Consider the following 23,141-nt stretch of genomic DNA (forward strand, 5'->3'; position numbering starts at 1 on the left):
ATCTACTTAAATTTACCTGTATTCTTCATTAAAAAAAGGCTGTGAGACCTCTCCAATTTCATATGCTATCTGCACCAAACGAAGCCAGGTGTTCAGAGCAGACCTCATGGATACAGAGTCATTTGCTGTTATGTTTAATAATAGACCTGTGTCAGTAACAGAAATATCAACAACTGACCTTTCAAAATCATTGGATTCTGATTCCGGCAACACTGCCCTGTAGATATTTTCTGCATCATCTATTTCAAATATGGATTCGGCTGTAACCCTCATATCAAACACCATCATTTAAAACTCTGTAGCTCTTTATTCTAAAACTAAATATCAATTCTCCAGAATCCATAAAATCAATCGAATCCTTATCCACACTTATGCATCTGGTATTACATTGTCCGGAATTTTCTATATATTCAAATGAAAGTGTTTTTGCAATAGTTTTGGCAATATTATTATCCCCAGAAACAGCTGGAACTTCTTTTTTCCTGTTTACAGATTTAAAATTTTGAGGATAATCTACATTCATATAAACGGATAGTTTGTAATTTCCAAACTGGTCAAATATATCAAAACTTCCAGGATTTCCATGAGATTCACCTATCAGCAATACCGGAACACATGGATAAATACCAAAAATATCCTCAAAAGAACTTTTTCCACGATTTACATAATCACAGTTTAGAAAACGAGATAAATGTTTGCACAATGTACGGGTTCTGGATGAGGGTTTACGAGAGGTGGACAGTATCATATGGACTAAAATAAATTCAATCCCAATATTTAGTTTTCCCGGTATAAAATTAAAAAAAGTAAAGCGTATTTATTCTGCTTTGATACGCTTTATAGTAGTTGGACGCTCTTTTACAAGTATACGATGTCCACAGTAAGGGCAACGAATACCTGTGTAATGATAATCAATCTCAACTACTTTCTTACATCGTGTGCACTTGTACCCCATAGTATTTATTCAACCTCTTCTTCAATAGCTTTCCTGATAGCTCTTGGGACAGTTTTACCCACACTGGTCTGAGGAGTATAAGTTCCACCTGCAAAGGTATGTCCACATTTGGTACACTCCCAGATTCCTGTTCCTGTTCTTCTTACTGATACACGTGCACAGTTAGAACATCTGTGCTTTTTATGCATCTGTTCTTCAATATTTGCTATTAATTTACGGTCTTTTCGTCCGTATCTTGTACCAAATCTTCCTGCTGATCTGGTAACTCTTCCTTTTGTTCTATATCCTTTTGCCATATTATCAACCTTTAGAAATGTGAAAATTACTTTTTATATAATATCGATTAATTGTTTAGATATTGGATAAATATTTCTCTCTTATTTCAGATGCCCTTGTTCGTGCTATATTAGCGGCCTGTAATACTTTTTCTTCTGTAAGGCTTCCTGTTCCGCTTTTTTGCATGGCTGATATGGAACCGTCCTGATTAGACACTACTGTAATTTTAGTGTCACAAACGGATTCTTCGTTATAAGTAGGATCAACCATTAATTCTCCACTAATATCCACCAGAGATATTCCTACTGGTATATCGCGTACAGGCATCATCATATCTTCACCGTATCCTTCGCTTTCAGCAGGAATATTTGTGGTCATAAGTGCTGCAATTGCACCAATTGATGCTGCATCCATTATATTACCGTCATCATTGAGAACGTTGACATCTATAAATACTGTCCAGACTTCTTCTCCTTCCGTTATACACAATTTATTTAAATCTATTGCGCCTGATTCACGTATTCCTCGATCAACAACCCTTGCTATTTCAATAGCATCCTCTTTTGGAGGACCTGCTTCAAAATCCGGTGAAGCAATTGGGTTTAGCTCCAGGCTGGTTATAATTATTCCTTTGTCTGGTGTATCAGGGAATGGTTCTCCTACCTGTAATTTGACACCAACAATCAACTGGGTATCTCCCCAGTAAACCTTTGCAGAACCTTCTGCATTACCTATTATATCTGTCTCGATACTGATATCACGTATCTCGTCAAATGCACGGTTATCTTCCCGTTTTTCTTTAAGCATCAGATGATAAACATAATCCTTTTTAAGTTTTGACATTACCTCACTGGTCATCTGATTCACCTTCTGTATTATTTCTCACAATTTCCACAAAAAAATCCTCTTCATCCGAATCATCCTCATTATCTTCAGATTGTTCGGTTTCATCTTCAAGGATATCTAATGTGTCTGGTTCCTGTTCTTCTCCGGATTCTTCCTGGTTTTCAGAGGATTCATCAGAAAGGATATTACTGGAAATTAATTCACTGCTTTCTGTATCAACAGATTCAGTCTCCTGTTTAGAAGATGTTTCAGTCAAAGGTACAGATTGTATTTCAGTATCTGCCCCCTCATATTGACCAAATTTTTTAAGGAGTGCTTCCCTTTGAATTTGCTGAATCTGTTGGCAACCGTTTTTAACAAGTTCCATTGCCTGTTTAATTTCATCTTCAGTCAGGTGTCCGTCCATTTGAAGCAGTGTAATTTCTCCATCTTGGGTTATTGCAACTGGCAGGTCTGCTTCTCCTTCATTATCCTCTTTTTTATTTAAATCCAGCACAAGCTGACCATCAACTTTTCCCACTGCACAGGCTGATACCAAACTTTTCAGTGGTATCCCTGCATCTATTAAAGCAAGTGTTGCAGCATTAATGGCAGCAGTCCTTGTACCCGCATCTGCTTCAAGTACTTCGGAAAAAACATCAATAACAGTGTTGGGATAAAATTGTGTCATGACAACAGGTTCAAAAGCCTCGCTACTAACCTTGGATATTTCACTACTTCGACGACTTGGTCCCGGACGCTGTCTATCCTCTACAGAAAAAGAAGCCATATTGTATTTGTAGCGTATGACTGCTGCATCAGGGCGCTGCATACGCCTGGGATGTAACTCTCTGGGTCCATAGACTGCAGAAATTATTTTATTATTGCCCCATTCAAGGTAACAAGAGCCATCAGCTCTGGACAAAACACCTATATCAACTTTCATCGGTCTGATTTCATCGGTACGTCTGCCATCAACACGTAAACCGTTTTCATCAATAAACTTTGTTGGTTCATTGTTCATAATTTATTATCTCCAGATTATTTACTCATTCATTTTTCACTTTTCTCCTTGTTCCCATCCTTATCTTCCAGTTTTTAAATATATAAATCCATAAAATAAGATTAAAACCAAATTATATTAATCATGTGATGGGTCCAGTAGTGCATCGATTTTGCGACAGGTATCTTCTGGAGTGTCGTGGTTTTTGGAATTTTTTCTGAAAGATTTTTCTTCGGATTGAGAGTTATCAGAACCTTCAGAACCTGTTTGTTCACTGGATTCTGTTTCAAAAAGTTGCAGGATTTCATTATTGTTGTTATTTAAATCACAATAATAGGATTTTTGCACTATCAACTTAATAGCTTTTTCCAAGTAATCCATATCTTCATCTTTACCATTAATCCAGATTCTACCGTTTTGACCTACAAAAATATCACAGTTAAATTTTTTCTTGAGCATTGATATTACAGAACCGCCTTTACCGATTATGTAGGGTACCCTCGTTGATTTGATTTCGACTACACGCCCTTCATTGAGGGTTTTTAGATTCCGACCAGTAATAGTAAGTTCCACTTTCATGGACATACTGACATCTTTTATCTGCAGTATTGCTGAATCACCAACATCAAGAAAATCTGTCATTTTTGATGGGTCAATACGGGCCGGATATTCTGATAGGTGCATTAACCCTACATAAGGAGAATTAATATCAAATACCCAATTTGAGGGGGTTACTTCCATAACGGTACCAATAACCAGGTCTTTGGAGACAGGGATATATTTACCTGAAAACGGTACAACTGTTACTTTTTTTTATTATCCAGTATGCCGTACAAAAGAGAATAAACTTTCCCATCTTTCACATAGGTTCCAGACCCTGAATTTTCAGCATTTTCTGATAATAATTGACCTGGTAGCACAATATTTTGATCCATAATGTGTTGCCTCTTACAAAAGTTTGGATTCAGCTTCACCTTTTGTCAAACGGTTTATAAGGCTGTAAAAATCATTCTGTAGACCTGCAGGTATTCTTACTACAGCCACCCATGAACCATCATTTTGCCATTCTTCCTTTTCCACTGTACCGAATCTGGATATTTCACCATAGGATTTTGCTGCATAACTGGCAGGAATCTTGACAGCCACTTGTACTTCTTCAAACCTGATCGGTATAATGGGTCTAATTGCTTTTAATGCAGTATTCACCTGCTCATCTACACTCTTTAACAAATCAATATTAACTTTTGCCTCTTCCATCGCACTTTCAATTCGGCTTGGTGGATGTGGGGTTTTAGTCTGAGGGTTAATTGCATTCTGAGCAATGATATTTACAACCTGCTTACGTTTTTCATCCAGCATTCGTTTTCTTTGTTCTTTAGTTAGCTGAATATCACCGTGTTTTATGATGTTGTATATGATTTCATAGACTTCATCTGTCCCAAATATCTCCTGTATATCGGATTCAGATGCAAGGTTTCCTTTATTAGCGTCTTCAAACACTGATTCCACTGCAATAATGTCCTCTATATTGATATCCTCTCCTCTTTTAATATCAAGTGCCCCATCCGGGTCTACAAATACCTCAAACTGTTTACCACCTTTTTTATATCTTGCAATTACAGAATCATCAAGGGATATCATACTTTTTGCTCCTTTTAATTTAAATCAAATGTTCCGGGGAGATTATTCCTCTCCGGAACTTTCCTCAGGTTCTTCTCCTTTATGTTTCTCCAATTCTTTATTTACATAATTTTCTACTTCTTCATTGGAGAATTTTCTGAATTGTTTTGTATCGGTAGTGATTATACCAACTTCAAGTGTTGAAGCATCAAGTTTACCTTCTGTAACATTATATAGTGCATCCATACCAAGCATTATTGCAGAATCAATGTCCATGTCGTCACTGTAATTTGCTTCAAATGTTTCCATGAAGGAATTTCTACCTGCACCGATTGCTGTTGCTCTGTATTCAAGAAGGGCTCCACTCGGGTCTGTTTCAAATAATCTGGGTTTATTATCATCGATACCTGCTATCAGCACAGCAGTACCATAGGGACGTACACCTCCAAACTGGGTATAGGTCTGTTTGTGGTCGCATATCTTTTTGGCTATAACCTCTACCCCTATCGGTTCATCGAATGACACCCTGTTGACCTGAGCTTCGACTCTTGCTCTGTCCACCAGTGTACGTGCATCTGCTACAAGCCCTGATGTTGCTACTCCTATATGGGCATCAATCTGGAAGATTTTTTCAATTGATTCTGCCTCTATTAATCTGCTGGTTATTCGCTTATCAACCAGTAATACAACCCCATCTTTTGCTTTGATACCTGCAGCAGTTGTGCCTCTTTTTACTGCTTCCCTCGCGTATTCTACCTGGAAAAGTCGTCCATCTGGACTAAAAACTGTAATTGCTCTATCATAACCCATTTGTGGTGCGCTCATTTGCATGTATTAATCAACTCCATCTCGCATAAAAATTCGTAATAAGATATATTAGGATTTGTACTCTTTTAAATATGATTGTTCTTTCGGATTGAATACTTCAAATTCTTCCAAGTATTTTTTTGTTGCCCCTTTTACAGTGCCTGATATACCAAGTATGTGTATAACAGCCTGTGTTCCTGAGATATTTGAAACTGTTGCAAGTACTGCGCGTGTTTTATCAGTAGTATTGTGGTTACACCGTATTATACCTTTTGAATTTTCAAAACTTAACAATCTGATATTGCATTCACTTGAACCAAGGTCACCTATCAATGAACTGGCACATGAAAAAACCTCTTTTATCAAATCATCCCTTGATACTTCTTTTTCTGAAATTAATTCAAATGCAAGATACCTTTTACGGTTTCTCAAAGTAGGTGGAAGTATTTTCACACTTATTCACCGTCGCTACTTACTATTTCCTCATTAACAATTTCTACGCCTTCCTGTACAATACCACTGTTTCTATTCTTGGTGATAATAGATTCTGGTATATCACTAAGTGAAGTTATGGCTTCCTCTCTACCCATGCCAAAAAGCTTTGAAAGTGCTATCATTTCTTCAGGTGCACGAAGGTCAAAACAGTTGAATGCATTGCTTGTTAATATAGTTGGTACATTGTACTTTCTTGCAAGTTCAAGATTTTTACTGAAAAATGAAAGTGTATGAACCCTTTTTCCACCACGTCCTTTTATAATAGAATCAAGGTTAAATTCTATTGCCACGTTGTTGTGACTTGCTGATTTTGCAAGCACGTGGTTAATACCGCCGTTTTTTGAGGTTTGGGGATGTGCAAGAATATCCACTGCAGGAGTTTCTACTGCCGCACGGTTAATTTCTTCATTTCCACCGTGGACAGCCACCACATCCACATTTTTTCGATATTTACCTACCAGACCATTGAGTTTTGACGGATTTGATACTACTATTTCTACTGCCTTATATACATCAATCCCGTCTTGCATACTTCCTTCAGGATAGGATTCTTCTACATTACTGTGGTTTGTGATTGCAAAGCCACCAAACCCTAAATGTTTTGCAAAAGCCATTACATCTTTTACTGTATCCTTACCATCTGGAACAGTGTGAACATTGAAATCATAAAATCTGGTATTACCCAAACAAGTCCTCCACATTCTTTTTTGCCTGTTCCCAATTTTTAGGGTAGGTTGCAATCTTTATTTTAATTATAATAGCATCAGATGATGTTGACAGTAGCAACCTACCAAGGTATGCTTCCTGTTTATTGAATCTGAGATGGAAAACTTGTTCATCATCAAGGCGGTCAGGTATCTCTTTATAAACAGTAGCTAAATCCTGCGAGCTCAGGTTTTCCTTTATAAATTCAACCAATCTTTTGCATTCGGATTTACGGGTTAATTCAGCACTGCAAAGAGATATAAGATTCCCATAATGACCTTCAACATCCAATACTTCAACAATCTCATCTGTATTGGCATTACTTGCAGAATTCAACAAAAATAAATCCAGAGAGGTTTTTACTCTGGATTTTTCTTCTGTTGCGTGTGATGTTGCACGCAGTGTTATATAATGTATCAATTGAGTCTACCCAAAGCGTTTATTTGGTTTTTTCTGTACCTTTACCGCTTTTTCTTATGCCTCTACCTTTTCTTGAGGCACTGGTTTTTCCGCGGTGAGCTCGTCCTTTTTGCTTGTTGGAACAAACCCAGTTAAGGTCTTTATCGCTTTTTATTACCGGATGGTTCGGGTCAACAAGAATAATTTCATACCATTTGGATTTTCCATCTTCAGCCACCCAGTAAGAATTCAAAACTTCCATGTTGGGGTATTTGCGGTATGCACGTTCTTCAGCAATCCTCTGGATGCTTTTACCAGTTGTTATTTTGTTTTTGCCCATTCGCTTGGTACGCCGTCCAGCATTGTATCTGGATTTTCTCATGCCTCCACGCCGTACCTTTGCACGTACTACAATTATACCCTGTTTTGCCTTGTATCCAAGTGTACGTGCACGATCAAGGCGGGTAGGGCGGTTTATTTTTGTAATTGAACCCTGTCTTCTCCATTCCTGCAAACGTTGCCATCTAAGGTTATTTACGTAGGTCTCTTCAGGTTTTCTCCATGCTTCTCTTATATAGTTATAAAACGGTTTTGACAATTTTCTCACCTGGTTTCATTTTAGTTTCATGGTTCAACTCATATTTTGAGTCACATTCCGACGGGATAACATCCCGTAAATGAAACAAGTGCACTACAAACTTAATATGATTTAAAGTTTTTTATGCAACTATACTGAGTTATATTATCATACAAAAATACAACCATGCAGACAGAAAAATGAAATCAAAAATAAAAGTTTTTAATGATGAGGCATCATCTGCAAATATAAAATGCCTCATCACTGGATGACCCCACTCTTTACCCACTCTCATAAATATTATTTGCAGTGACTAATATATAATCTTAAGAAACTCTGTTACATAACTAAATTACCTATAGTTTGTTCACTGGGATTATAAATAGAATCATTAATATCCAGCCAATACATCATAACATGGAGATTAATCAATGACCGAAGAAATTGGAAGCATACTCAGCAGAGGTTTTAATACATTCACCAGAAACCTCAACATAACAGTACCATTTATTCTAAATTTGGTTCTAAGTGGAATAATATTTATCTTGGGCTTAACTGCATTTACTGCAATGTTTGTCATGCCTGCTCTCCCCTCAGGAGATCTGGGACCGGCAAACGTCAATGTTGAACAGGTGATGAATATATTTTCATCAGTGTTTATTGAAAATCTATGGATTGTAATCGCTGGAATATTGATACTTACCCTCCTTATAACGTTTGTACAATCCTATTTCACAGCCGGTGCTATTGGAATGTCAAAAAATGCTACGGAAAATGGTAATACTGATATAGGAAAAATGTTTCGTTATGGTAGAGAAAACGTTGTCAATATGTTTTTTTTAAAAATCCTTCTGGGGCTAATAACATTTGCAGGAATCATATTTTTAATACCTGGCTTTCTTTCAGTAGAAGATTTAGATTTATTAATATCAAATCCCCAAATGGCTACTGGGAGTGCCGTTCTGTTATTTGCTGGTTTTCTGGTATGGATGCTTTATATAGCAGCAATAAGTATAGTACTTGCATTCACTGAATACGCTCTGATAGTTGATAAACTCGATCCTGTAAGCTCAATAGAAGAAGGGTTTAACAAATTTATGGAAAACAAACTCGATGTGTTCCTTTTATGGCTGGTTATACTGGCTATTTCTATATTGATGGGAATTATAGGAGAATTTGTAGGAATTATTGAAATAACTGCAATCGCATGGGGATTTATAAATCTAATACTGTCAATTATCATAATTCCTGTACTGGAGACTATCTGGTGGACAAGGCTCTATATGGATAAAACAGGCAAAGATATATACAAACCAGAAGAACTGATTAATTACTAAAAATTTATTTACTTTCATCCAGCAGACCATCTCTCATCCAGATTATACGGTCTGCTTTATTGCCCTCTTCCATTTCGTGAGTGACCATAACAATGGTCTGACCATTTTTTTCATTGAGTTGTCTAAACAGTTTTATTATCTCATCTGAGGTTACTGTATCCAGATTAGCTGTAGGTTCGTCTGCAAAAAGAATTTTTGGCTGATTTACAAGTGCTCTTGATATAGAAACCCTTTGTTGCTGACCTCCAGACAATTCAGAAGGATAGTAGTTCATCCGGTCTTCAAGACCTACCTGCTTTAAAATATCAGATGCTGTTTTTAAATATTCATTTTTATCCAGCCCACGTGCCATTGATGTCAGGTATACATTTTCAAGAGCTGTAAGTTCTGTTAGAAGATTGTAGTTCTGGAATACATAACCAAGTTTTTCAAGTCTAACTTATAATATTACCCAAGTTCTAACCAAACTTTGTAAACTCAGGATTACTTTCACACTACTAGGTTAGAATTTAAATTTTTAGAAAACGTATAGGGTTCTACTATGGTATTCGTTGATTATGATAAACAACTCGAACAGACTGAACAGCTGATAAAAGATGCTGATTACCCGGAGGAGAACAAACAGATTCTTTTTGACTATGAGAACCATATGTTTATGAACGGTCTAAAAAAGTCCACAATAAGAAATCACCTTTATGGGATGCACTATATCTCAGGTATTATTAACAAACCTTTCCCACAGGTCCAGAAACGCGACATAGAATCATATATAGGATATCTCGAGAGAAATATAGATTCAGAGAGCAGCAAGTCTACCAAAAAAACTCAACTCAAGAAATTTTTCAAATGGTATCATGGCAGTGAAACAGAATTAACCAGTTGGATTAAAACTAATAAGAAATCAAACAGAAAACTTCCGGATCAGCTGATTACAACAGAAGAAGTCAAACAGATGATTGAAGCAGCTGATTACGTGCGCGATAAAGCCCTAATTGCTGTCCTCTATGATACCGGAGCCCGTGTTTCAGAAATAGGTAATCTGAAAATCAAGGATTTAAACTTTGACCAGTACGGCGGAGTAATCAAGGTAGACGGTAAAACAGGTATGAGGCGCATCAGGATTATATTCAGCGTGCCTTACATCAATATGTGGTTAAATACTCATCCTCTAAGAGACAATCAGGATTCATATTTATGGGTGACTCTCAGCAGACGAGCTAAATGCAGCCAGTTGAGATATCATAGCATAAACGACAACTTAAAAATCATAGCAAAACGGGCAGGAATTAACAAGAAAATCTACAACCACCTTTTCAGGCACTCAAGGGCTACAGAACTGGCTAATCATCTAACCCAAGCACAGATGGAAGAACATCTCGGCTGGATCCATGGGTCCAATATGCCCCAAACATACATCCACATGTCAGGTAAAGAAGTGGATGATGCCATTTTGAAGATGCACGGTTTTAAAAAAGACGAAGAGACCCAGCCAGAACTCACGGCCAGACAGTGCCCAAGATGTGACGAGATGAATGGACCTACCAGTAAATTCTGTTCAAGGTGTGGAGCTGCACTTGATACCCAAATAGCCATGGAACTGGATGAGAAGAAATCAAGTATCATGCAGAGATTCATGGATATGGTGCAGAATGACCCCGAACTTCTGTCTATGATTCAGCAAAATGCAGTAGAAGATGAAGACAAAAACAAGTAACATATTTTCAATTTTGCATTTATGTGGCTCTGCTCGTCAAAGGGTGCTACGTTAATATTAGATGGGGTTCTAAAACCCCTCACAACTTAAATGTGGAATTAATCCAAATAATCCTCTAAAAACCCGTCAAATCTTCGTGATAATTCTGACAAACCCTTTGATATCATCGACAAAACAAAGGATACAATATTCAGTAGATAACATATCAAAAACAATGGACTTACGATAACCCATTTAAACTTATTTTTCTTATTCTCTATATTTTTTATTTTATTTCTATATATACCTATATTCATAAGTTTCTAATATAATCTAATTAAATCCAATTATTATTTGTTTTCGCTTATTGTTATTGCAACTTCTAAAAATAGCTGTGAAATATTTATTAACTGTTTTTTTCTATATAAATTATTGAGAAATTAGGAGTTCAGATTATAAGGTCAAGGTGTAACCATGAGAATCTCAAAACAACAGAAATTCAACATCAGACTGGTAGTAGGAATACTTGTAGCTATTACATTCGTTTCTCTAGTGCTGCTGTTTGCAGACCTCAACATCATAGAATCGATGTTTTTTGTTGCAGCTGTAGCAGGTATAATTACAATGGTCCTTAATGATGCAAGGAAACTGACAGACAGAGAAAAAAATCTGATAGCATCCAAACTCGAACCGTACAATAAACTAAAACATGCAAACGTTCAGACAGTAACCTATCCGGAAGATCTGTTAAAAAAGACCAATCCTCCATATACAAGCTATTTTATCTGCAAAAACTGCAAGAAACCAATCGGGATAAACATATACGGCCACAAGCGATACATCAACTTCATACAGAACAAGATGACAAACATCCTGCTGGTTTTGACATTCTTTGTATATATGGTTTTTACACCATTGATACCTCACTACATCAATTCAGCTGTTTTCTTCGTACTGGTGATGACTTTCATCACGATAAACGCCAGCAACAGATATGCACACCGGTTTTACGATAACAGGTCTTTGAATTCTGTTTTTGACAACAGGCCATTGAGGTGGTTCTATGAACATGTCTAAAAATACATTCCTCCGAACTATAATATTAATTTCAGCTGCACTTGTACTACTTGCAGGATCTGCCAGTGCAACAAACGAGAGTATAACCATCAGTTCACCATCAAACGGTACTACTTTCGAGCATGGAGAAACTGTAACAGTTTATGCACAGACCACAGATCCGGACATGACAAAACCCATGCTTCAAACCTCTAACAACCTAGGCACATGGGATCCGATGGACCAGATAGATAACAACCTATTTGTCAAAACCTGGAACACTTCATCTCTTGAAAACAAAAACGAATCCTACATAATCTCTGTAAAATCATCTCTTTCTGAGCAGGAATATTTCGACTCAATAGACATAGAAATCGAAGAGTCAGATATAACCCATGAATCCGGTTCTGATACCAAAAACCTGACAGTTGACGGTCTGAAGGACGGAAATACCTACAATATCAACGGGTCCATATGGGTACAGGTAGTGGATGAAGACACGACCAATCCGGTATCCAACCCCAATATCAAAATCCAAAATCCAAGTATCCTCAACACCTACGAAGGTACTGAATCCGGACTCGTGAAATTGGACTGGATGAACCTTGACGGTGAACAGCTGGACCCCGGCAAATACATGGTCTCTATCACAGCTGAAGGCTACAACAAAGAAGAATACCTGGTAAACCTCGAAGAACCAGAAGAAGAGGAGCCAGAAGAACCTGAACTTGATGTCATGGGTCTGGATAACAGGGTACTTGTCAACTCCAAGACCGATATATGGGTGATGGACAGCGAGACAGGTGAACCGGTAGAGGATGCAACTATCAAGATGGTTGACAAGGAATCTAATACCGTCATAAGGTCCGAGAAAACCACCGATTACGGCGAGGTATACTGGCACTGGGATATAGCGGGATACTTTACTGTAGTTGTATCCAAACCGGGTTATGACAAAGAAACAACTTCTGTTAGAGTGGTCCATGAATCCGACATAGGTACACATCCTGATTTTGATGATTCTGAATCCACTAGTTCAGATGATAGTTCAGGTTCGGATAATGGCAATGATGGAAGTGACACAGATACCCAGGACAAGGATGAAGACCTGACACTCAGAGAAGTCCAGCAGTACCTTGACGAGAACCACAAGATCAACGGTGAATCCTACCAAATCATGAGTCCGAATGAAGTTGAAAGGATTGAAAAGAGGTCATATCAGAGGGGTTACCAGAACGGTACAGCAGCTGCAAAAGAAGAGGAGGGGCCTATTGCAGGACTGATACTCAGTAACCCTGCGATAGCTGTTCTGATTGCGGTAGCTTTAGGAGGTCTGTCTTTTGCAGGTGGTGCCAAGGTCGGTAATGTTAGGGATCTAAACCTCAACCCCTCCAGCCTGATACCTGACAGGAATCCTCATGATGAAGACGAAGACGACCTCATAATGAACAATGAAGATGTTCCTGACATCCAGATACCCTATACATCAAAACCAGAACAATCCAGTACAGATGATAACAATGAAGAAGACCAGAGCACCGGCAAAGAACAGGAAGAAACACAGCAACATTCCTCCGACACGGATGAGAAAACAGAAGAAAGACTCATGGAACTCCTGACACCCAAACAAAAAAAGGAACTTTTGAAATCTATAGAGTCAGAAGACCAGTCTAACCAGGAAGTATCAGATTCTGGCCCGGATATTCCCGAAGAACCGAGCCCTGAAGAGCTCGCCGGTGAACAAAAACAAAAGTCAAAACCAAAACCTGTACAACCCTTTGACACCAGTGAATACGATGAACTCGCAGAAAAGATGCAGAACAAAGGGGGGTGGTAAGAAATGAGTGAAACCCTACATCCCACTACTTTCCGTTTACCCCAGAGTTTCCTGGACCACTGCGACAGGATAGCAGATGCACTCAACAAATCAAACCTTGGTGACAGGCAGTACTGCAGGAACGATATAGCATACATGATCTTTAATCACCACATTAAAAAGGTCTATGGAAACCCGATAAGCAACGAGATATTCGAGATGATATTCAACAACCTTGATGATCCGGATATCATCGATGCACACACTGTCAGAGGTATAGCAAAGAAGATATCTGACAAAGACGTAGACCAGGATTTCTTTGAGAAAATAGCAGGGTGTCTCTAATGAAGATGCCGAATCCTTCTGTCACAATGTTTGTAGTACTCTTCTTCCTTGCAGCTGCATTTGGTACACCTGAAAGCAGTAAACATCTTGTAGAGGGGTTGAATGTCATATCAAACGGTGTTCTGGAGATACCTCCAACAATAGAGGTTCCAGTTATAGGTCAGTATCTGCTGCTTATAATAGGATTTGTAACCCTTGTCAATGGTCTGGACCTGCATTTTAAGGAGAACTATTCACCCAAAATACTGGGTTCTGGATTTGAACATCCCTACGCTTACAACGGTGATTACATGGTCCACTCCGGGTTCTGTATGGCAGGTGCTGAAGGCTGTGCATCTCCTGTACCAAGACCCGGAACACACATTATAATAGCTCCTGGAACTCATGTGCATCGTATAGCAGGAAACCACCTAATAGTTACTGCTAACGTCATGGAGAACACACCGTTAGATGAAACTCCTGTAGAGCTTAAACAAAAATTGAGAAGCATGAAAGGTATGGTATTCGGTCCCAAATCATCTGCAATAGGTTTCCTGAGTACCAGAGAACTTGAGAAATATAAGAAGTTCGAGGTAACCAACCCCAATACTAACAAAAAGGAATACGTCAACGTCAACACGTTCATTCAGGAAGAGCTTATGGGTTTCAACAAATCCTATGATGTAATCTTCCAGGTAGCAAATAACGAGACAAAAGGTGTGTCCAAGTTCCTCGGAATGATAACCAGTATAGGCAAAGAGTCAGCCAGGAACAGAAATGACGGGTTCCTGAAACGGCACCTGTTGAGGTGAATACATGAAGCTATCCAAGAAACTCATTTTTTTCCTTATCTTTTTAGCAGTCATAGTGGTTGCAATATTCTGGCTCGATATGCTCGGGTCCGAACCTGTGCCTGTCATGGTAGTGGCATTTGGAACATACGCATTCATGTTCATCCTCAAACTCAATGCAGACGGCTACTTCTCATATTACAGTGAAAAGGTAGCTTTCCTTGACGAGGATCCGAAAGAGAAGAAAGACAATGCCAAATCCTACAAACCTCTTAACAACCCTATACCCAGATATTACCAGATCCATAAGGAACCCGCCGACCATCCCAAAGTAAAACACTGGGTTTGGACATACAACGGATACAACAGGGGTTTCCAGACAAAACCCGGCAACAAACTGTTCTTCGGGCCGAAGTCCATGGTTCACATGGCAGGTAACACCCTTATCTTCCTCGGCAGGAAGCGGAGAATCAGCCATAAAGCCTTCTTCGAGTATATCGGCAGGGATAAACAGATTTTCGACCAGGCTGTACTGGGCCAGTACATGAAGATATACGTCCCTGAACCCCTCAAATCCGAAGAATACGATAACATGAAATCCGTTATAAACGGTCACGATTTCAAGGACGACAAGTTCAATGAAGTTATTTACTGGTTAGTGGACATGATACCCCTCAAGAATAAATCATTAGATAATCTCAAGAAAGCCATCAACTCAAAGATCGAGTTTTCAGAGGATGTAACCGGAGGTATGAAGCGTACTGCATTCAATATAGACACCACACTCGGCTACAAGAGGACCGAGTTCAAGCGTTCTGAAAACTATGACGATGATAACAAAGAGGATATCTGATGCATTTTACAGGTACACAGCAGAAAAAGACACCTTCACCGAGACAGAAAGGCAAGAACTGGTACCGCAAATGGTTGTTCCAGCTGCACAAGGAACATCTCATCAGGTATCTGGACGAGAGATGGGAGCCTGAGGAGCACAGCACCATTATCAGCGATTTCTACGAAGATCCATACCTTGGTTACCTGGTGATTACGGATTATTTGTCCAATCTGGAAGACCCGACAAAGAACTTCTGGAAGATGATAAATGTCATCAGAAAACCAGGACAGGATGTAATCCTGATATCCGGTTCAAAGGGTTCAGGCAAGACATACGAGGGTTGGAGGCTGCTTCATGCACTCAGAAAAGAATACAAGGTTTACTGGGTCGGTCCACCTATCAACCTTCCTGAATGGGCGGGATACGTGGCTACACTAGACCATCTACCCCAGAATGCAGTAGGTCTTGTGGACGAATCGGCTATCTTCATGAACTCACGCAGATCCATGAGTAAAGACAATGTTGAATCCACTGAGTTACTTGCAGTAGCCAGACACCAGGGTAGGAAAGTTATCTTTATCACCCAGAACACATCCAGGTCTGACAATTCATTGACAATCTGGGCCGATGTGCATATCATCAAACCCTATACATCATTATACGGTAAGCAGACCGAGAGAGAAATAGTGTTTGACAAGAGGGACCAGTATTTTGAACCAAAAAACAGAGAATGGTCATACGTCAAATCCACTGATCTAAAGTACTGCACATATAAAGGGTATGAACTGGATTTCTATGATGAGAAAATCGGTACTCCGTTCTCGGTGTTTGAAAATGAGGATATGGCGATGCAGTATGCAGAAGCGATGGCAGAACAGGGTTATGGTGCCAAATCGATACAAAAAGTGATGAGAATGAAAGGTATGGATAAAGGTCAGGATTTCTGGCAGGATATTATTGACCAAATCAATCCTGGACAGTAATCAAAGCTTTTTCTTGATTCAGTTTTTCTATTTGGTCATCAATTTCTTTTTTCTTATCTTCCAGTATTTGGATTCTTTTTTTGATATATTCTTCTGACGTCCTAATATATGAACTTATTTTTTCTTCTTTTGGGTTTCGAAGGTTTAGACTTTCTCCATTTTTCATTTTCTCGTGAAGTTTTGGAAATACTTTTTTACCAACTTCACCTAAAACGTAATAGTTCTTGCAATTGTTTCTAGGTGTAATGTATTTTTTTCTGATAAGGTAGCCATAGTTTGCCATCTTGTTGAGGGTTTTTACGAGGGAGTTTTTACTAACATCTAACCGTTTGTGAAGTGTATTTAAATCAGCCTTATCAGCAAAAGGGTCTTTTTTCCTTTCTTCTTCTATTTTTATCACTTCACCTAGTATCCGATATTTAAGAGCGTTGTGGATATGGTAAGCCATTTTATCCTCCCATACAAACTAAATAAATTAATTGTTTTGTATGATAACATATATATTATCATGCATGATGTTTTTTATAAGTTATCCTTAAAAGACCGTTATTGCCATTCATCAAATAACTTCTCGCTGCCATCACCAAAAATGAATTTAACTGATATGTCTTCTTTACCAGGACCACCTTTGGCAATTTCATCAGAAATAATTAAAAAATGGTTAATGCCTTCAGGGACATTTATGTTCTCATTAGTAAATTCTCTTTCATTTATTTTTATATTGTTATATCCTACTGGACCATCTTCATTTACAAGGTATAATTCAATATTATCTATAGTCACTTCACCCTCATTAACACTAAAACTAAAGTTAAAATTAGCTCCATTTTTATTTACAGAATCATCAACATATTTCACACGTTCCGATGCATTCACTGTACCGTCACCGTTACCATTACCATTTCCGTTTCCATCTCCTCCATCGTCACCATCACCAGAACCATCACCGGTTCCTACCTTTGAACTCGTCAGAACACCATTTTCAATAACGGTACTGGATTTAGTGTGGATAAGAGTAAATTCGATGTCTTTATCATAAGTCACTTCCTGACCGAATTCTTCAGAAATATCCACCGAAATGGTATCAGCAATCTGCCACGTATCTTTATTATGGAAATCATCTTTGATTTCATTACCTGTATAAGATTTCCTTGTGTCATTGACCTCAACTATCAGTTTCAGGTCCTCTGTACTAAGCTTCTCCCCACCTTCATGCCTTATGTGGATTTTATCCGTATAATTGTTGGGCCACCCATCGACATCGATATGAGGTTCTTCAACAGGGTCAAGCATAGAAAAAACAGATACAGCTATGATAGCAAATATTAGGACAGCAATACCTGTCATCAGGATTTCGCCGATAATACTAGAGACTGCTTCATCATCGGATACAAGGTCAGATAAGCTGCGCATTTGTTGATGGTTTAATCCATCCAACTATAAATATTTAATTAAAGTCAGACATCAGGCAGACCTGTAAAAGCTACTTCTGCAGCTTTAAGCATTATAATAATCAGTATCAACAGAGGCACCATATACTGTATGGTCATGGTTCTGTCATAGAACATCAGCATAACTGCAGCCGGTATCAGCACAAACCATATTGAAGATATGGTCTGGAATAGAGTCCAGAGCGGTAAGCCGAACCATCCTAAACCAGACAGTATCACCTCTTTGTTCAGCAGCATCATTACAAAGTGGCTGAAACCGAGTACAGATATGATTATTAATGGTAATCTGTACCGGCTTATCATATCAGATACCTCCGAATATACTGAATTTCAGGCTTTCCATACCTGTATCTCTGTTTATTATACGGTCTTTGAGCCGGTTGGATACTTCTACACGTTCTCTGAATCCGAGCTCTCCATCTTCTGTTCTCTCAAGCACAAACTCGATATCATCAGTAGTGACCTGTGCTTTCACATCCACTTCACCGTTATGTGATTCAACAAAACCCTGGTTCTTGACCAGATAGAACTTCTCATCTGTATCGACTACCCTTATAGAAGCTGCCTTAACATCGTGTTCGTCCATGAAATCGCTAATCTTGTCGATGTTCTCTCTATTTCCTACTCTATCTTCTACTTCTTCAAGGGTTTCTCCATCTTCATCCAATTCGGATTCACTCCTGTTGACTCTATCCTTATCTCTGTCAGTGGACCTGTTGAACTGTGGATCTCCCTGAGGGCTTGAATTGTTTACAGCTTCACCGAACATATTCTCAGCTCTTTCAGCCACACCGCCTACAAAATCTTCCACTCCTCCAAAGAAACCGGCACTGATTGACTCCTGATCTGCAACAGATATAGGACTTGCAGCAAACGATATTATCAGTAACATTGCCAGAGTTTGTTTCAATCTATTATCCATATATATCACCTCACATATCTTACAAGGAGCAGCAAAATCCCGACTGCAATCATCAGGTTCCAGTAGGGATTCCACATATTATATACTCCGAAACTCCTGAGTCCTTCCTGCAGGAATCCACCGGCCACCCATGTAGCAATCATAGCAAATACTACCTTCTGGACACCGGTACCGGCAGGGATAAGACTCATCTCTCACCCCTCCTTGCAAGTAAAACAACGATTACAAGACCGGCCAGAGCAAATACTGCTTCAAATCCTGGTATCTGGAGTACTGGCCTCGGCCTACTATCGCCTTCTGAATCAGTACCAGAGTCACCGGATTTTTCCTCGGACTCTACTACCTTCTTTGTCTCATCGATGGTTACCTTGTATTTTGCAGTCGAGGTTGCTCCCTGATCATCCGTGACATCTAGTTCTACGACATAGGTCCCGGAGTTCATGTTGCTCGTCTCCATCTGGTACTGGTCACCTGTACTCACGGGTTCACCGTTCAGGAACCATTCCTGTTTGGTAATCTGACCGTCAGGATCCGAGGATTCTGAAGTGAACACTATATTTGTCTCAGATGTTTGTGATGCGGAAATCTGAGCAGATGGTGCAGTGTTTGAAGGTTCTGTATCCCCTCCGTCATCACCACCGTCATCGTCTCCTCCACCATCAGATGTACTCTCCTCAAGCGAGGCTGTGACGGCATTAGTTTCTCCAGCTGTCACGCTGAATGTACCTGTCTCAGTTTCGTAATCATTGGCAGAAACCGTGTAACTGTGGCTACCCTCATACAGTTCCATGGTCAGTACACCGTAGCTGTATGAGGATGTCTGGCCTTTATAGTCTCCATCCACGTATACAGCTGCACCTACCGGGTCAGTGTAGAACTCGACAGTACCTGTTGAAGGTGAAGTGGTACCTCCAGTATCACCTGTACCACCACCTGTTGTACCCCCATCATCGCTTGTGGTAGATGATGTCTGGTCTGCGATGAATGCCACCTCATGTATCTTGACGGATTTCTCTGATGATGAGTGCTTGATGGTAACTTCTACCTGACCGTCTCCATCATCAACGTGTTCGAGATTTAATCCTGTATTTACCACCACGTTTTGATAATCATTGTAGAAGGCATCAGGGTCTGACAATGTAACTGTTTGTGACGATCCGCCTATATCCACATTGACAGTAACATCGCTACCTTCCGGAGTATAGCCTATTGCCACCCTGAAGTTCTCATTTTTCATCGAGGTGTCGAAACTGTTGCTGTTCTCGTACGTTACTGTACCTCTCACACTATTCTGGAACCTACCGTATTCATCCGAAGGTGAGTCCATCTGGTAGGGGTTCTCAGGTGCATACATGTAGCCTGTTACTTCCGGGTATTTCACGACTGCATTATCACTACTTGGCAGATATGTCTGCTCTGAGATGCAGCCGAAGGTGGTGAAAGAAATAAGCACCACCAACATTATTGCTGTCCATTTTTTGAATTTAGATCCTAATTTCATTTATATCAACTCCAGAAGGTAATAGCATCAGCTGCTGACTGCAACATATCCTGTACTGTCAATATCGACCATATTACAACAGTTGCGATTATCAGTGCTGCAATCAGTATCGGGTTCTGTATGAGATACTCTATGAGTCCGGAATACCACACTACAAATCCGATTAACAGTATACCTGCAAGGATTCCTATGTAGTACCAGAGCCATCCCCACTCTTCATCATCAGAACCGGGTCTGTCTTCTGCGAACTTGATGGTTACTTCTTCCATACCACCGGGTTCTACAGTCACAAGATAGGGTTCTTCCTGGGTGTACTGCGACTTATAGCCTGATGTATCATTGCTGTATACAGCATACTCAATATCACCCATGACCTCTACTTCTGCAGAACCTGTGCCTTTTCTCGCATCAGATCCATATCCTACATAGATGGGTGCGTTCTCGAACTCTTCACCCGTGGATTCGTAGACTGCATTTATCTTGAGTGTGCCTTTCTGGGCGGTGTCACTGCTCTTTACTACCAGTTCAAAGGTCTGCGTGTCAGTAGTACCGAACTGACCCGACACACCACCGTCTGCCTGGACTTTGACATCAAAACTCTCTTCACCGTAATCCGTGATATCATCAGCAACATCAGCGGTGAACATGAAGCTCTCAGATTCACCGGACGGGATGTAGCGCTTCTGGTCTCCTATTGTTCCGATGTTCTTCAGTGCATCAGATACAGCTGTAAGCTCCACATCTCCACCGGTACCCTTGTTATCAACAGTTACCTTGAAGTTGACAGATTCACCCTCTACAGTTGTCACAGAATCGAGTTTGTTTATATCGGGTGAAGGAGCAGCCTTTTCTTCTACGATGGTATCTGCAAGTTCTTCAGGTATGTATGCAGTAACAGATGTGGAGAACGTTCCTTTACTGTAATATACCTCTATACCCTGAGGGTTAGAACTGAAACTCTCCACTCCTCTAATATCATATCCTGATACAGATTGTGAAGGTATCTCGCTTCTTAACCCGTTGTTCCTCATCCAATCATATGCATCCTGCCAGTTCCAGATGTCAGGGTCTTCCTGGGTAGGATCGAGGTTATCATACCCTGTCTTTGCAAACTCCCTCTCTTCTTCCAGTGTCTCTTTGAGCGTGATGTAGTTCACGAGATCATACGATGAATCCGAGTTTGCATCTGTACCATCGGAAACTATTGCCAGTTCACCTTTGGGTGTAAGCACTCCCTTCATTTCGAGATTGTTTAGAGTGATGTATATGGTGTGGTCTCTACCATCAGGGCCCTCTGCTTCCATAGTAAGTGTTCCAGATTCTGTGTCATCTGTTGCAAAGTTTGTCACTGTGCCAGATGCCACCTCTTCACCGTCTGCTTCAATTACAGCTTCATAACCTGCATGGATGGTCTGGTCTACACCGGATACCCTCCAGTACTTGGCATCTTCTGTCCTCAAATCCTTGAAGGTACCCCAGAGGTTCTTGTTCCAGTAAGCGTACTGCAGCTTATTGGATGGTTCGTAGCAGTTAGCATCCCAGTAGGGTTGAGTGGGTCTGAAATACAATCTAAGGGAGTTCTGTGCCTGTGTATCACCATCTTTTAGCTGTTCTTCATCAACTTCCAGTACATACTCTTCACCGGTACCGTCTACAGTTGTGGATATCCGCCAGTAATTGTTGTCTATGTTGCCGGGGTTATCTTCTGTATAATCTACACTTCTTACAGGCATGGGTTCACTGATACCGGTGGTGGAGAGGTCCAGACAGCCAGAGAGTGAAACCGCTGCTGCGAGTAAGATTATAAGTGTGATTATTGATTTTGCATTGATCATATGATCTTCACCCCGAACTTTTCCAGGATTGCAAATAGTATCCCTGAAATCATGAACTCGTCCATGTTCGTGACAGGGAAGAAATCCGGCAGCAGCAGGTATACAAAAGCAAGAACTGCTATAAGCACCAGTCCTATGTTTATTATCTGGTTCATCATGTCTGAGCCTCCATTTTATCCTCCTAACCAGGAGTTGTTCATGTTGAATGTCTGGTGCAGTGCCACTGATGCTGCAAATCCCCAGTACCGGTAAACCAGGTAGAACACCGTGAATGCGATGTATGCGAATCCGAGAGAGATTGCTAAGTTTGTAACCGGGTCACCACCTGTTTTCTGGATCTGCAGCTGAGTCTGTGTCCAGTAAACGGAAACATGGGAGAGTGCAGCGACTACACCTGCAGGAACGTATTCTATTATCTTTGATACAACTCCGGATCCTCCCAGATTGAAGGCAAACAGTGCCGGTGCCACCATCACCAATGCAAGGTTCTCCATGGCTGCAATCACGAAATTGAGTATGAAGCTACCTGCTCCGGTATACTGTGTCTGGAGTTCAGGAAACCCGAACCCCACAAGTGCGTATCTGGTGAGAAAGAATAACAGGAATGTACCTATCCAGAACACTATGAACCAGAAAGCATAGTTCCTGACCAGTTTGTAGGCCTTGGGCATGGGTGGCAGCTGTCTGCCTGTTAATCTGGTCTTGTACAGGAGCACTACAAGGAACAAAAGTGTCATCGGCAGGTAGAAGTCGATGGTGTTGGTCAGGGTGTCGGCTATATTAGGAAACAAAAAATCTGCATTTGTCCTTAGCAGCTGAACTACAGCTGCAAAAAGTCCCAGTGCAGATATACCCTTTATCCTATCATCGACTCTCGACACTTTGGTCGCCATTCAACAACACCCCTGTAAAAGAAAAAAGAAGGAGGAGTAAAT

Annotated in this window: 29 protein-coding genes and 2 pseudogenes; 8 read left to right on the forward strand and 23 right to left on the reverse strand. The window is 40.0% G+C overall.

Annotated elements, in window-relative coordinates:
- Nucleotides 1-12: 12 nt before the first annotated feature.
- The 13 genes and pseudogenes from METEV_RS02960 to METEV_RS03015 all read right to left on the reverse strand — a co-directional run bounded on the left by METEV_RS02960 (nucleotide 13) and on the right by METEV_RS03015 (nucleotide 7,683).
- Nucleotides 13-288, reverse strand: a complete 276-nt coding sequence (locus METEV_RS02960; protein ID WP_013194070.1) for a KEOPS complex subunit Pcc1 — start codon at nucleotides 286-288, stop codon at nucleotides 13-15.
- Nucleotides 275-748, reverse strand: a complete 474-nt coding sequence (locus METEV_RS02965) for an rRNA maturation protein (protein WP_013194071.1) — start codon at nucleotides 746-748, stop codon at nucleotides 275-277. The genes METEV_RS02960 and METEV_RS02965 overlap by 14 nt, the downstream gene beginning before the upstream one ends.
- Nucleotides 749-817: 69 nt before the next feature.
- Nucleotides 818-955: a DNA-directed RNA polymerase subunit P gene (locus METEV_RS11945; protein ID WP_013194072.1), complete on the reverse strand. Its 138-nt coding sequence runs from the start codon at nucleotides 953-955 to the stop codon at nucleotides 818-820.
- Nucleotides 956-960: 5 nt separating this feature from the next.
- Complete coding sequence (locus tag METEV_RS02970) at nucleotides 961-1,251, reverse strand: 50S ribosomal protein L37ae (RefSeq protein WP_013194073.1); 291 nt, start codon at nucleotides 1,249-1,251, stop codon at nucleotides 961-963.
- A 55-nt stretch (nucleotides 1,252-1,306) separates the two neighbouring features.
- Nucleotides 1,307-2,089, reverse strand: a complete 783-nt coding sequence (rrp42, locus tag METEV_RS02975) for an exosome complex protein Rrp42 (RefSeq protein WP_013194074.1) — start codon at nucleotides 2,087-2,089, stop codon at nucleotides 1,307-1,309.
- A complete protein-coding gene (gene rrp41, locus METEV_RS02980; RefSeq protein WP_013194075.1) occupies nucleotides 2,079-3,080 on the reverse strand; it encodes an exosome complex exonuclease Rrp41 in 1,002 nt (333 codons plus the stop codon). The genes rrp42 and rrp41 overlap by 11 nt, the downstream gene beginning before the upstream one ends.
- 117 nt (nucleotides 3,081-3,197) lie before the next feature.
- Nucleotides 3,198-3,994, reverse strand: a pseudogene (rrp4, locus tag METEV_RS02985) (exosome complex RNA-binding protein Rrp4).
- Between the two features lie 13 nt (nucleotides 3,995-4,007).
- Nucleotides 4,008-4,700: a ribosome assembly factor SBDS gene (locus tag METEV_RS02990; RefSeq protein ID WP_013194076.1), complete on the reverse strand. Its 693-nt coding sequence runs from the start codon at nucleotides 4,698-4,700 to the stop codon at nucleotides 4,008-4,010.
- A 42-nt stretch (nucleotides 4,701-4,742) separates the two neighbouring features.
- Nucleotides 4,743-5,510, reverse strand: coding sequence for an archaeal proteasome endopeptidase complex subunit alpha (gene psmA / locus METEV_RS02995; RefSeq protein ID WP_013194077.1), 768 nt, complete (start codon nucleotides 5,508-5,510; stop codon nucleotides 4,743-4,745).
- Nucleotides 5,511-5,555: 45 nt separating this feature from the next.
- Nucleotides 5,556-5,939, reverse strand: coding sequence for an Rpp14/Pop5 family protein (locus METEV_RS03000; protein WP_013194078.1), 384 nt, complete (start codon nucleotides 5,937-5,939; stop codon nucleotides 5,556-5,558).
- Between the two features lie 2 nt (nucleotides 5,940-5,941).
- Nucleotides 5,942-6,667: a ribonuclease P protein component 3 gene (gene rnp3 / locus METEV_RS03005; protein ID WP_013194079.1), complete on the reverse strand. Its 726-nt coding sequence runs from the start codon at nucleotides 6,665-6,667 to the stop codon at nucleotides 5,942-5,944.
- Complete coding sequence (locus tag METEV_RS03010) at nucleotides 6,660-7,106, reverse strand: RNA-binding protein (RefSeq protein ID WP_013194080.1); 447 nt, start codon at nucleotides 7,104-7,106, stop codon at nucleotides 6,660-6,662. Before METEV_RS03010 ends, rnp3 begins: the two co-directional genes overlap by 8 nt.
- A gap of 19 nt (nucleotides 7,107-7,125) precedes the next feature.
- Nucleotides 7,126-7,683 carry a 50S ribosomal protein L15e gene (locus tag METEV_RS03015; RefSeq protein ID WP_013194081.1) on the reverse strand — a complete coding sequence of 186 codons (558 nt, stop codon included), beginning with the start codon at nucleotides 7,681-7,683 and terminating at the stop codon, nucleotides 7,126-7,128.
- Between the two features lie 410 nt (nucleotides 7,684-8,093).
- Here METEV_RS03015 and METEV_RS03020 point away from each other — a divergent pair, with 410 nt between their 5' ends.
- Nucleotides 8,094-8,999, forward strand: a complete 906-nt coding sequence (locus tag METEV_RS03020; protein WP_013194082.1) for a DUF7847 domain-containing protein — start codon at nucleotides 8,094-8,096, stop codon at nucleotides 8,997-8,999.
- 4 nt (nucleotides 9,000-9,003) lie between these two features.
- Here METEV_RS03020 and METEV_RS03025 read toward each other — a convergent pair.
- A pseudogene (locus tag METEV_RS03025) lies at nucleotides 9,004-9,417 on the reverse strand (ABC transporter ATP-binding protein); the annotation flags it as partial.
- 123 nt (nucleotides 9,418-9,540) lie between these two features.
- On the opposite strand from METEV_RS03025, the gene METEV_RS03030 reads away from it, so the two are divergent.
- The 7 genes from METEV_RS03030 to METEV_RS03060 all read left to right on the forward strand — a co-directional run bounded on the left by METEV_RS03030 (nucleotide 9,541) and on the right by METEV_RS03060 (nucleotide 16,497).
- Nucleotides 9,541-10,713: a tyrosine-type recombinase/integrase gene (locus METEV_RS03030; RefSeq protein ID WP_013194083.1), complete on the forward strand. Its 1,173-nt coding sequence runs from the start codon at nucleotides 9,541-9,543 to the stop codon at nucleotides 10,711-10,713.
- Nucleotides 10,714-11,166: 453 nt separating this feature from the next.
- Complete coding sequence (locus METEV_RS03035) at nucleotides 11,167-11,769, forward strand: hypothetical protein (RefSeq protein WP_013194084.1); 603 nt, start codon at nucleotides 11,167-11,169, stop codon at nucleotides 11,767-11,769.
- Entirely contained in the window at nucleotides 11,756-13,585 is a 1,830-nt protein-coding gene (locus METEV_RS03040; RefSeq protein WP_013194085.1) for a peptidase associated/transthyretin-like domain-containing protein, read from the forward strand. The genes METEV_RS03035 and METEV_RS03040 overlap by 14 nt, the downstream gene beginning before the upstream one ends.
- 3 nt (nucleotides 13,586-13,588) lie before the next feature.
- Nucleotides 13,589-13,909, forward strand: coding sequence for a hypothetical protein (locus tag METEV_RS03045; RefSeq protein WP_013194086.1), 321 nt, complete (start codon nucleotides 13,589-13,591; stop codon nucleotides 13,907-13,909).
- Entirely contained in the window at nucleotides 13,909-14,700 is a 792-nt protein-coding gene (locus METEV_RS03050; protein WP_013194087.1) for a hypothetical protein, read from the forward strand. The genes METEV_RS03045 and METEV_RS03050 overlap by 1 nt, the downstream gene beginning before the upstream one ends.
- Before the next feature lie 4 nt (nucleotides 14,701-14,704).
- Nucleotides 14,705-15,532 (forward strand): hypothetical protein, encoded by an 828-nt coding sequence (locus tag METEV_RS03055; protein ID WP_013194088.1) that lies wholly within the window; start codon nucleotides 14,705-14,707, stop codon nucleotides 15,530-15,532.
- Nucleotides 15,532-16,497, forward strand: a complete 966-nt coding sequence (locus METEV_RS03060; protein ID WP_013194089.1) for a zonular occludens toxin domain-containing protein — start codon at nucleotides 15,532-15,534, stop codon at nucleotides 16,495-16,497. The genes METEV_RS03055 and METEV_RS03060 overlap by 1 nt, the downstream gene beginning before the upstream one ends.
- Here METEV_RS03060 and METEV_RS03065 read toward each other — a convergent pair.
- The 9 genes from METEV_RS03065 to METEV_RS03100 all read right to left on the reverse strand — a co-directional run bounded on the left by METEV_RS03065 (nucleotide 16,481) and on the right by METEV_RS03100 (nucleotide 23,099).
- Nucleotides 16,481-16,945, reverse strand: a complete 465-nt coding sequence (locus METEV_RS03065) for a hypothetical protein (RefSeq protein WP_013194090.1) — start codon at nucleotides 16,943-16,945, stop codon at nucleotides 16,481-16,483. The genes METEV_RS03060 and METEV_RS03065 overlap by 17 nt on opposite strands.
- Before the next feature lie 98 nt (nucleotides 16,946-17,043).
- Nucleotides 17,044-17,910, reverse strand: a complete 867-nt coding sequence (locus METEV_RS03070) for a type IV pilin N-terminal domain-containing protein (RefSeq protein WP_013194091.1) — start codon at nucleotides 17,908-17,910, stop codon at nucleotides 17,044-17,046.
- 44 nt (nucleotides 17,911-17,954) lie between these two features.
- Entirely contained in the window at nucleotides 17,955-18,251 is a 297-nt protein-coding gene (locus METEV_RS03075; RefSeq protein WP_013194092.1) for a hypothetical protein, read from the reverse strand.
- Between the two features lies 1 nt (nucleotide 18,252).
- Nucleotides 18,253-18,870: a hypothetical protein gene (locus METEV_RS03080; protein WP_013194093.1), complete on the reverse strand. Its 618-nt coding sequence runs from the start codon at nucleotides 18,868-18,870 to the stop codon at nucleotides 18,253-18,255.
- 5 nt (nucleotides 18,871-18,875) lie between these two features.
- On the reverse strand, nucleotides 18,876-19,061 hold the full coding sequence (locus METEV_RS03085) for a hypothetical protein (RefSeq protein WP_013194094.1): 186 nt from the start codon (nucleotides 19,059-19,061) through the stop codon (nucleotides 18,876-18,878).
- Nucleotides 19,058-20,371, reverse strand: a complete 1,314-nt coding sequence (locus tag METEV_RS03090) for a PEGA domain-containing protein (protein ID WP_013194095.1) — start codon at nucleotides 20,369-20,371, stop codon at nucleotides 19,058-19,060. The genes METEV_RS03085 and METEV_RS03090 overlap by 4 nt, the downstream gene beginning before the upstream one ends.
- A 5-nt stretch (nucleotides 20,372-20,376) precedes the next feature.
- Entirely contained in the window at nucleotides 20,377-22,206 is a 1,830-nt protein-coding gene (locus tag METEV_RS03095) for a hypothetical protein (protein ID WP_013194096.1), read from the reverse strand.
- The gene (locus METEV_RS12255) at nucleotides 22,203-22,364 is read right to left on the reverse strand and encodes a hypothetical protein (protein ID WP_013194097.1); all 162 of its coding nucleotides are present in this window, start codon (nucleotides 22,362-22,364) and stop codon (nucleotides 22,203-22,205) included. Before METEV_RS12255 ends, METEV_RS03095 begins: the two co-directional genes overlap by 4 nt.
- Before the next feature lie 15 nt (nucleotides 22,365-22,379).
- On the reverse strand, nucleotides 22,380-23,099 hold the full coding sequence (locus METEV_RS03100) for a hypothetical protein (RefSeq protein ID WP_013194098.1): 720 nt from the start codon (nucleotides 23,097-23,099) through the stop codon (nucleotides 22,380-22,382).
- Nucleotides 23,100-23,141 lie beyond the last annotated feature (42 nt).

It is taken from the genome of Methanohalobium evestigatum Z-7303 (genome assembly GCF_000196655.1).
GTDB lineage: Archaea > Halobacteriota > Methanosarcinia > Methanosarcinales > Methanosarcinaceae > Methanohalobium > Methanohalobium evestigatum.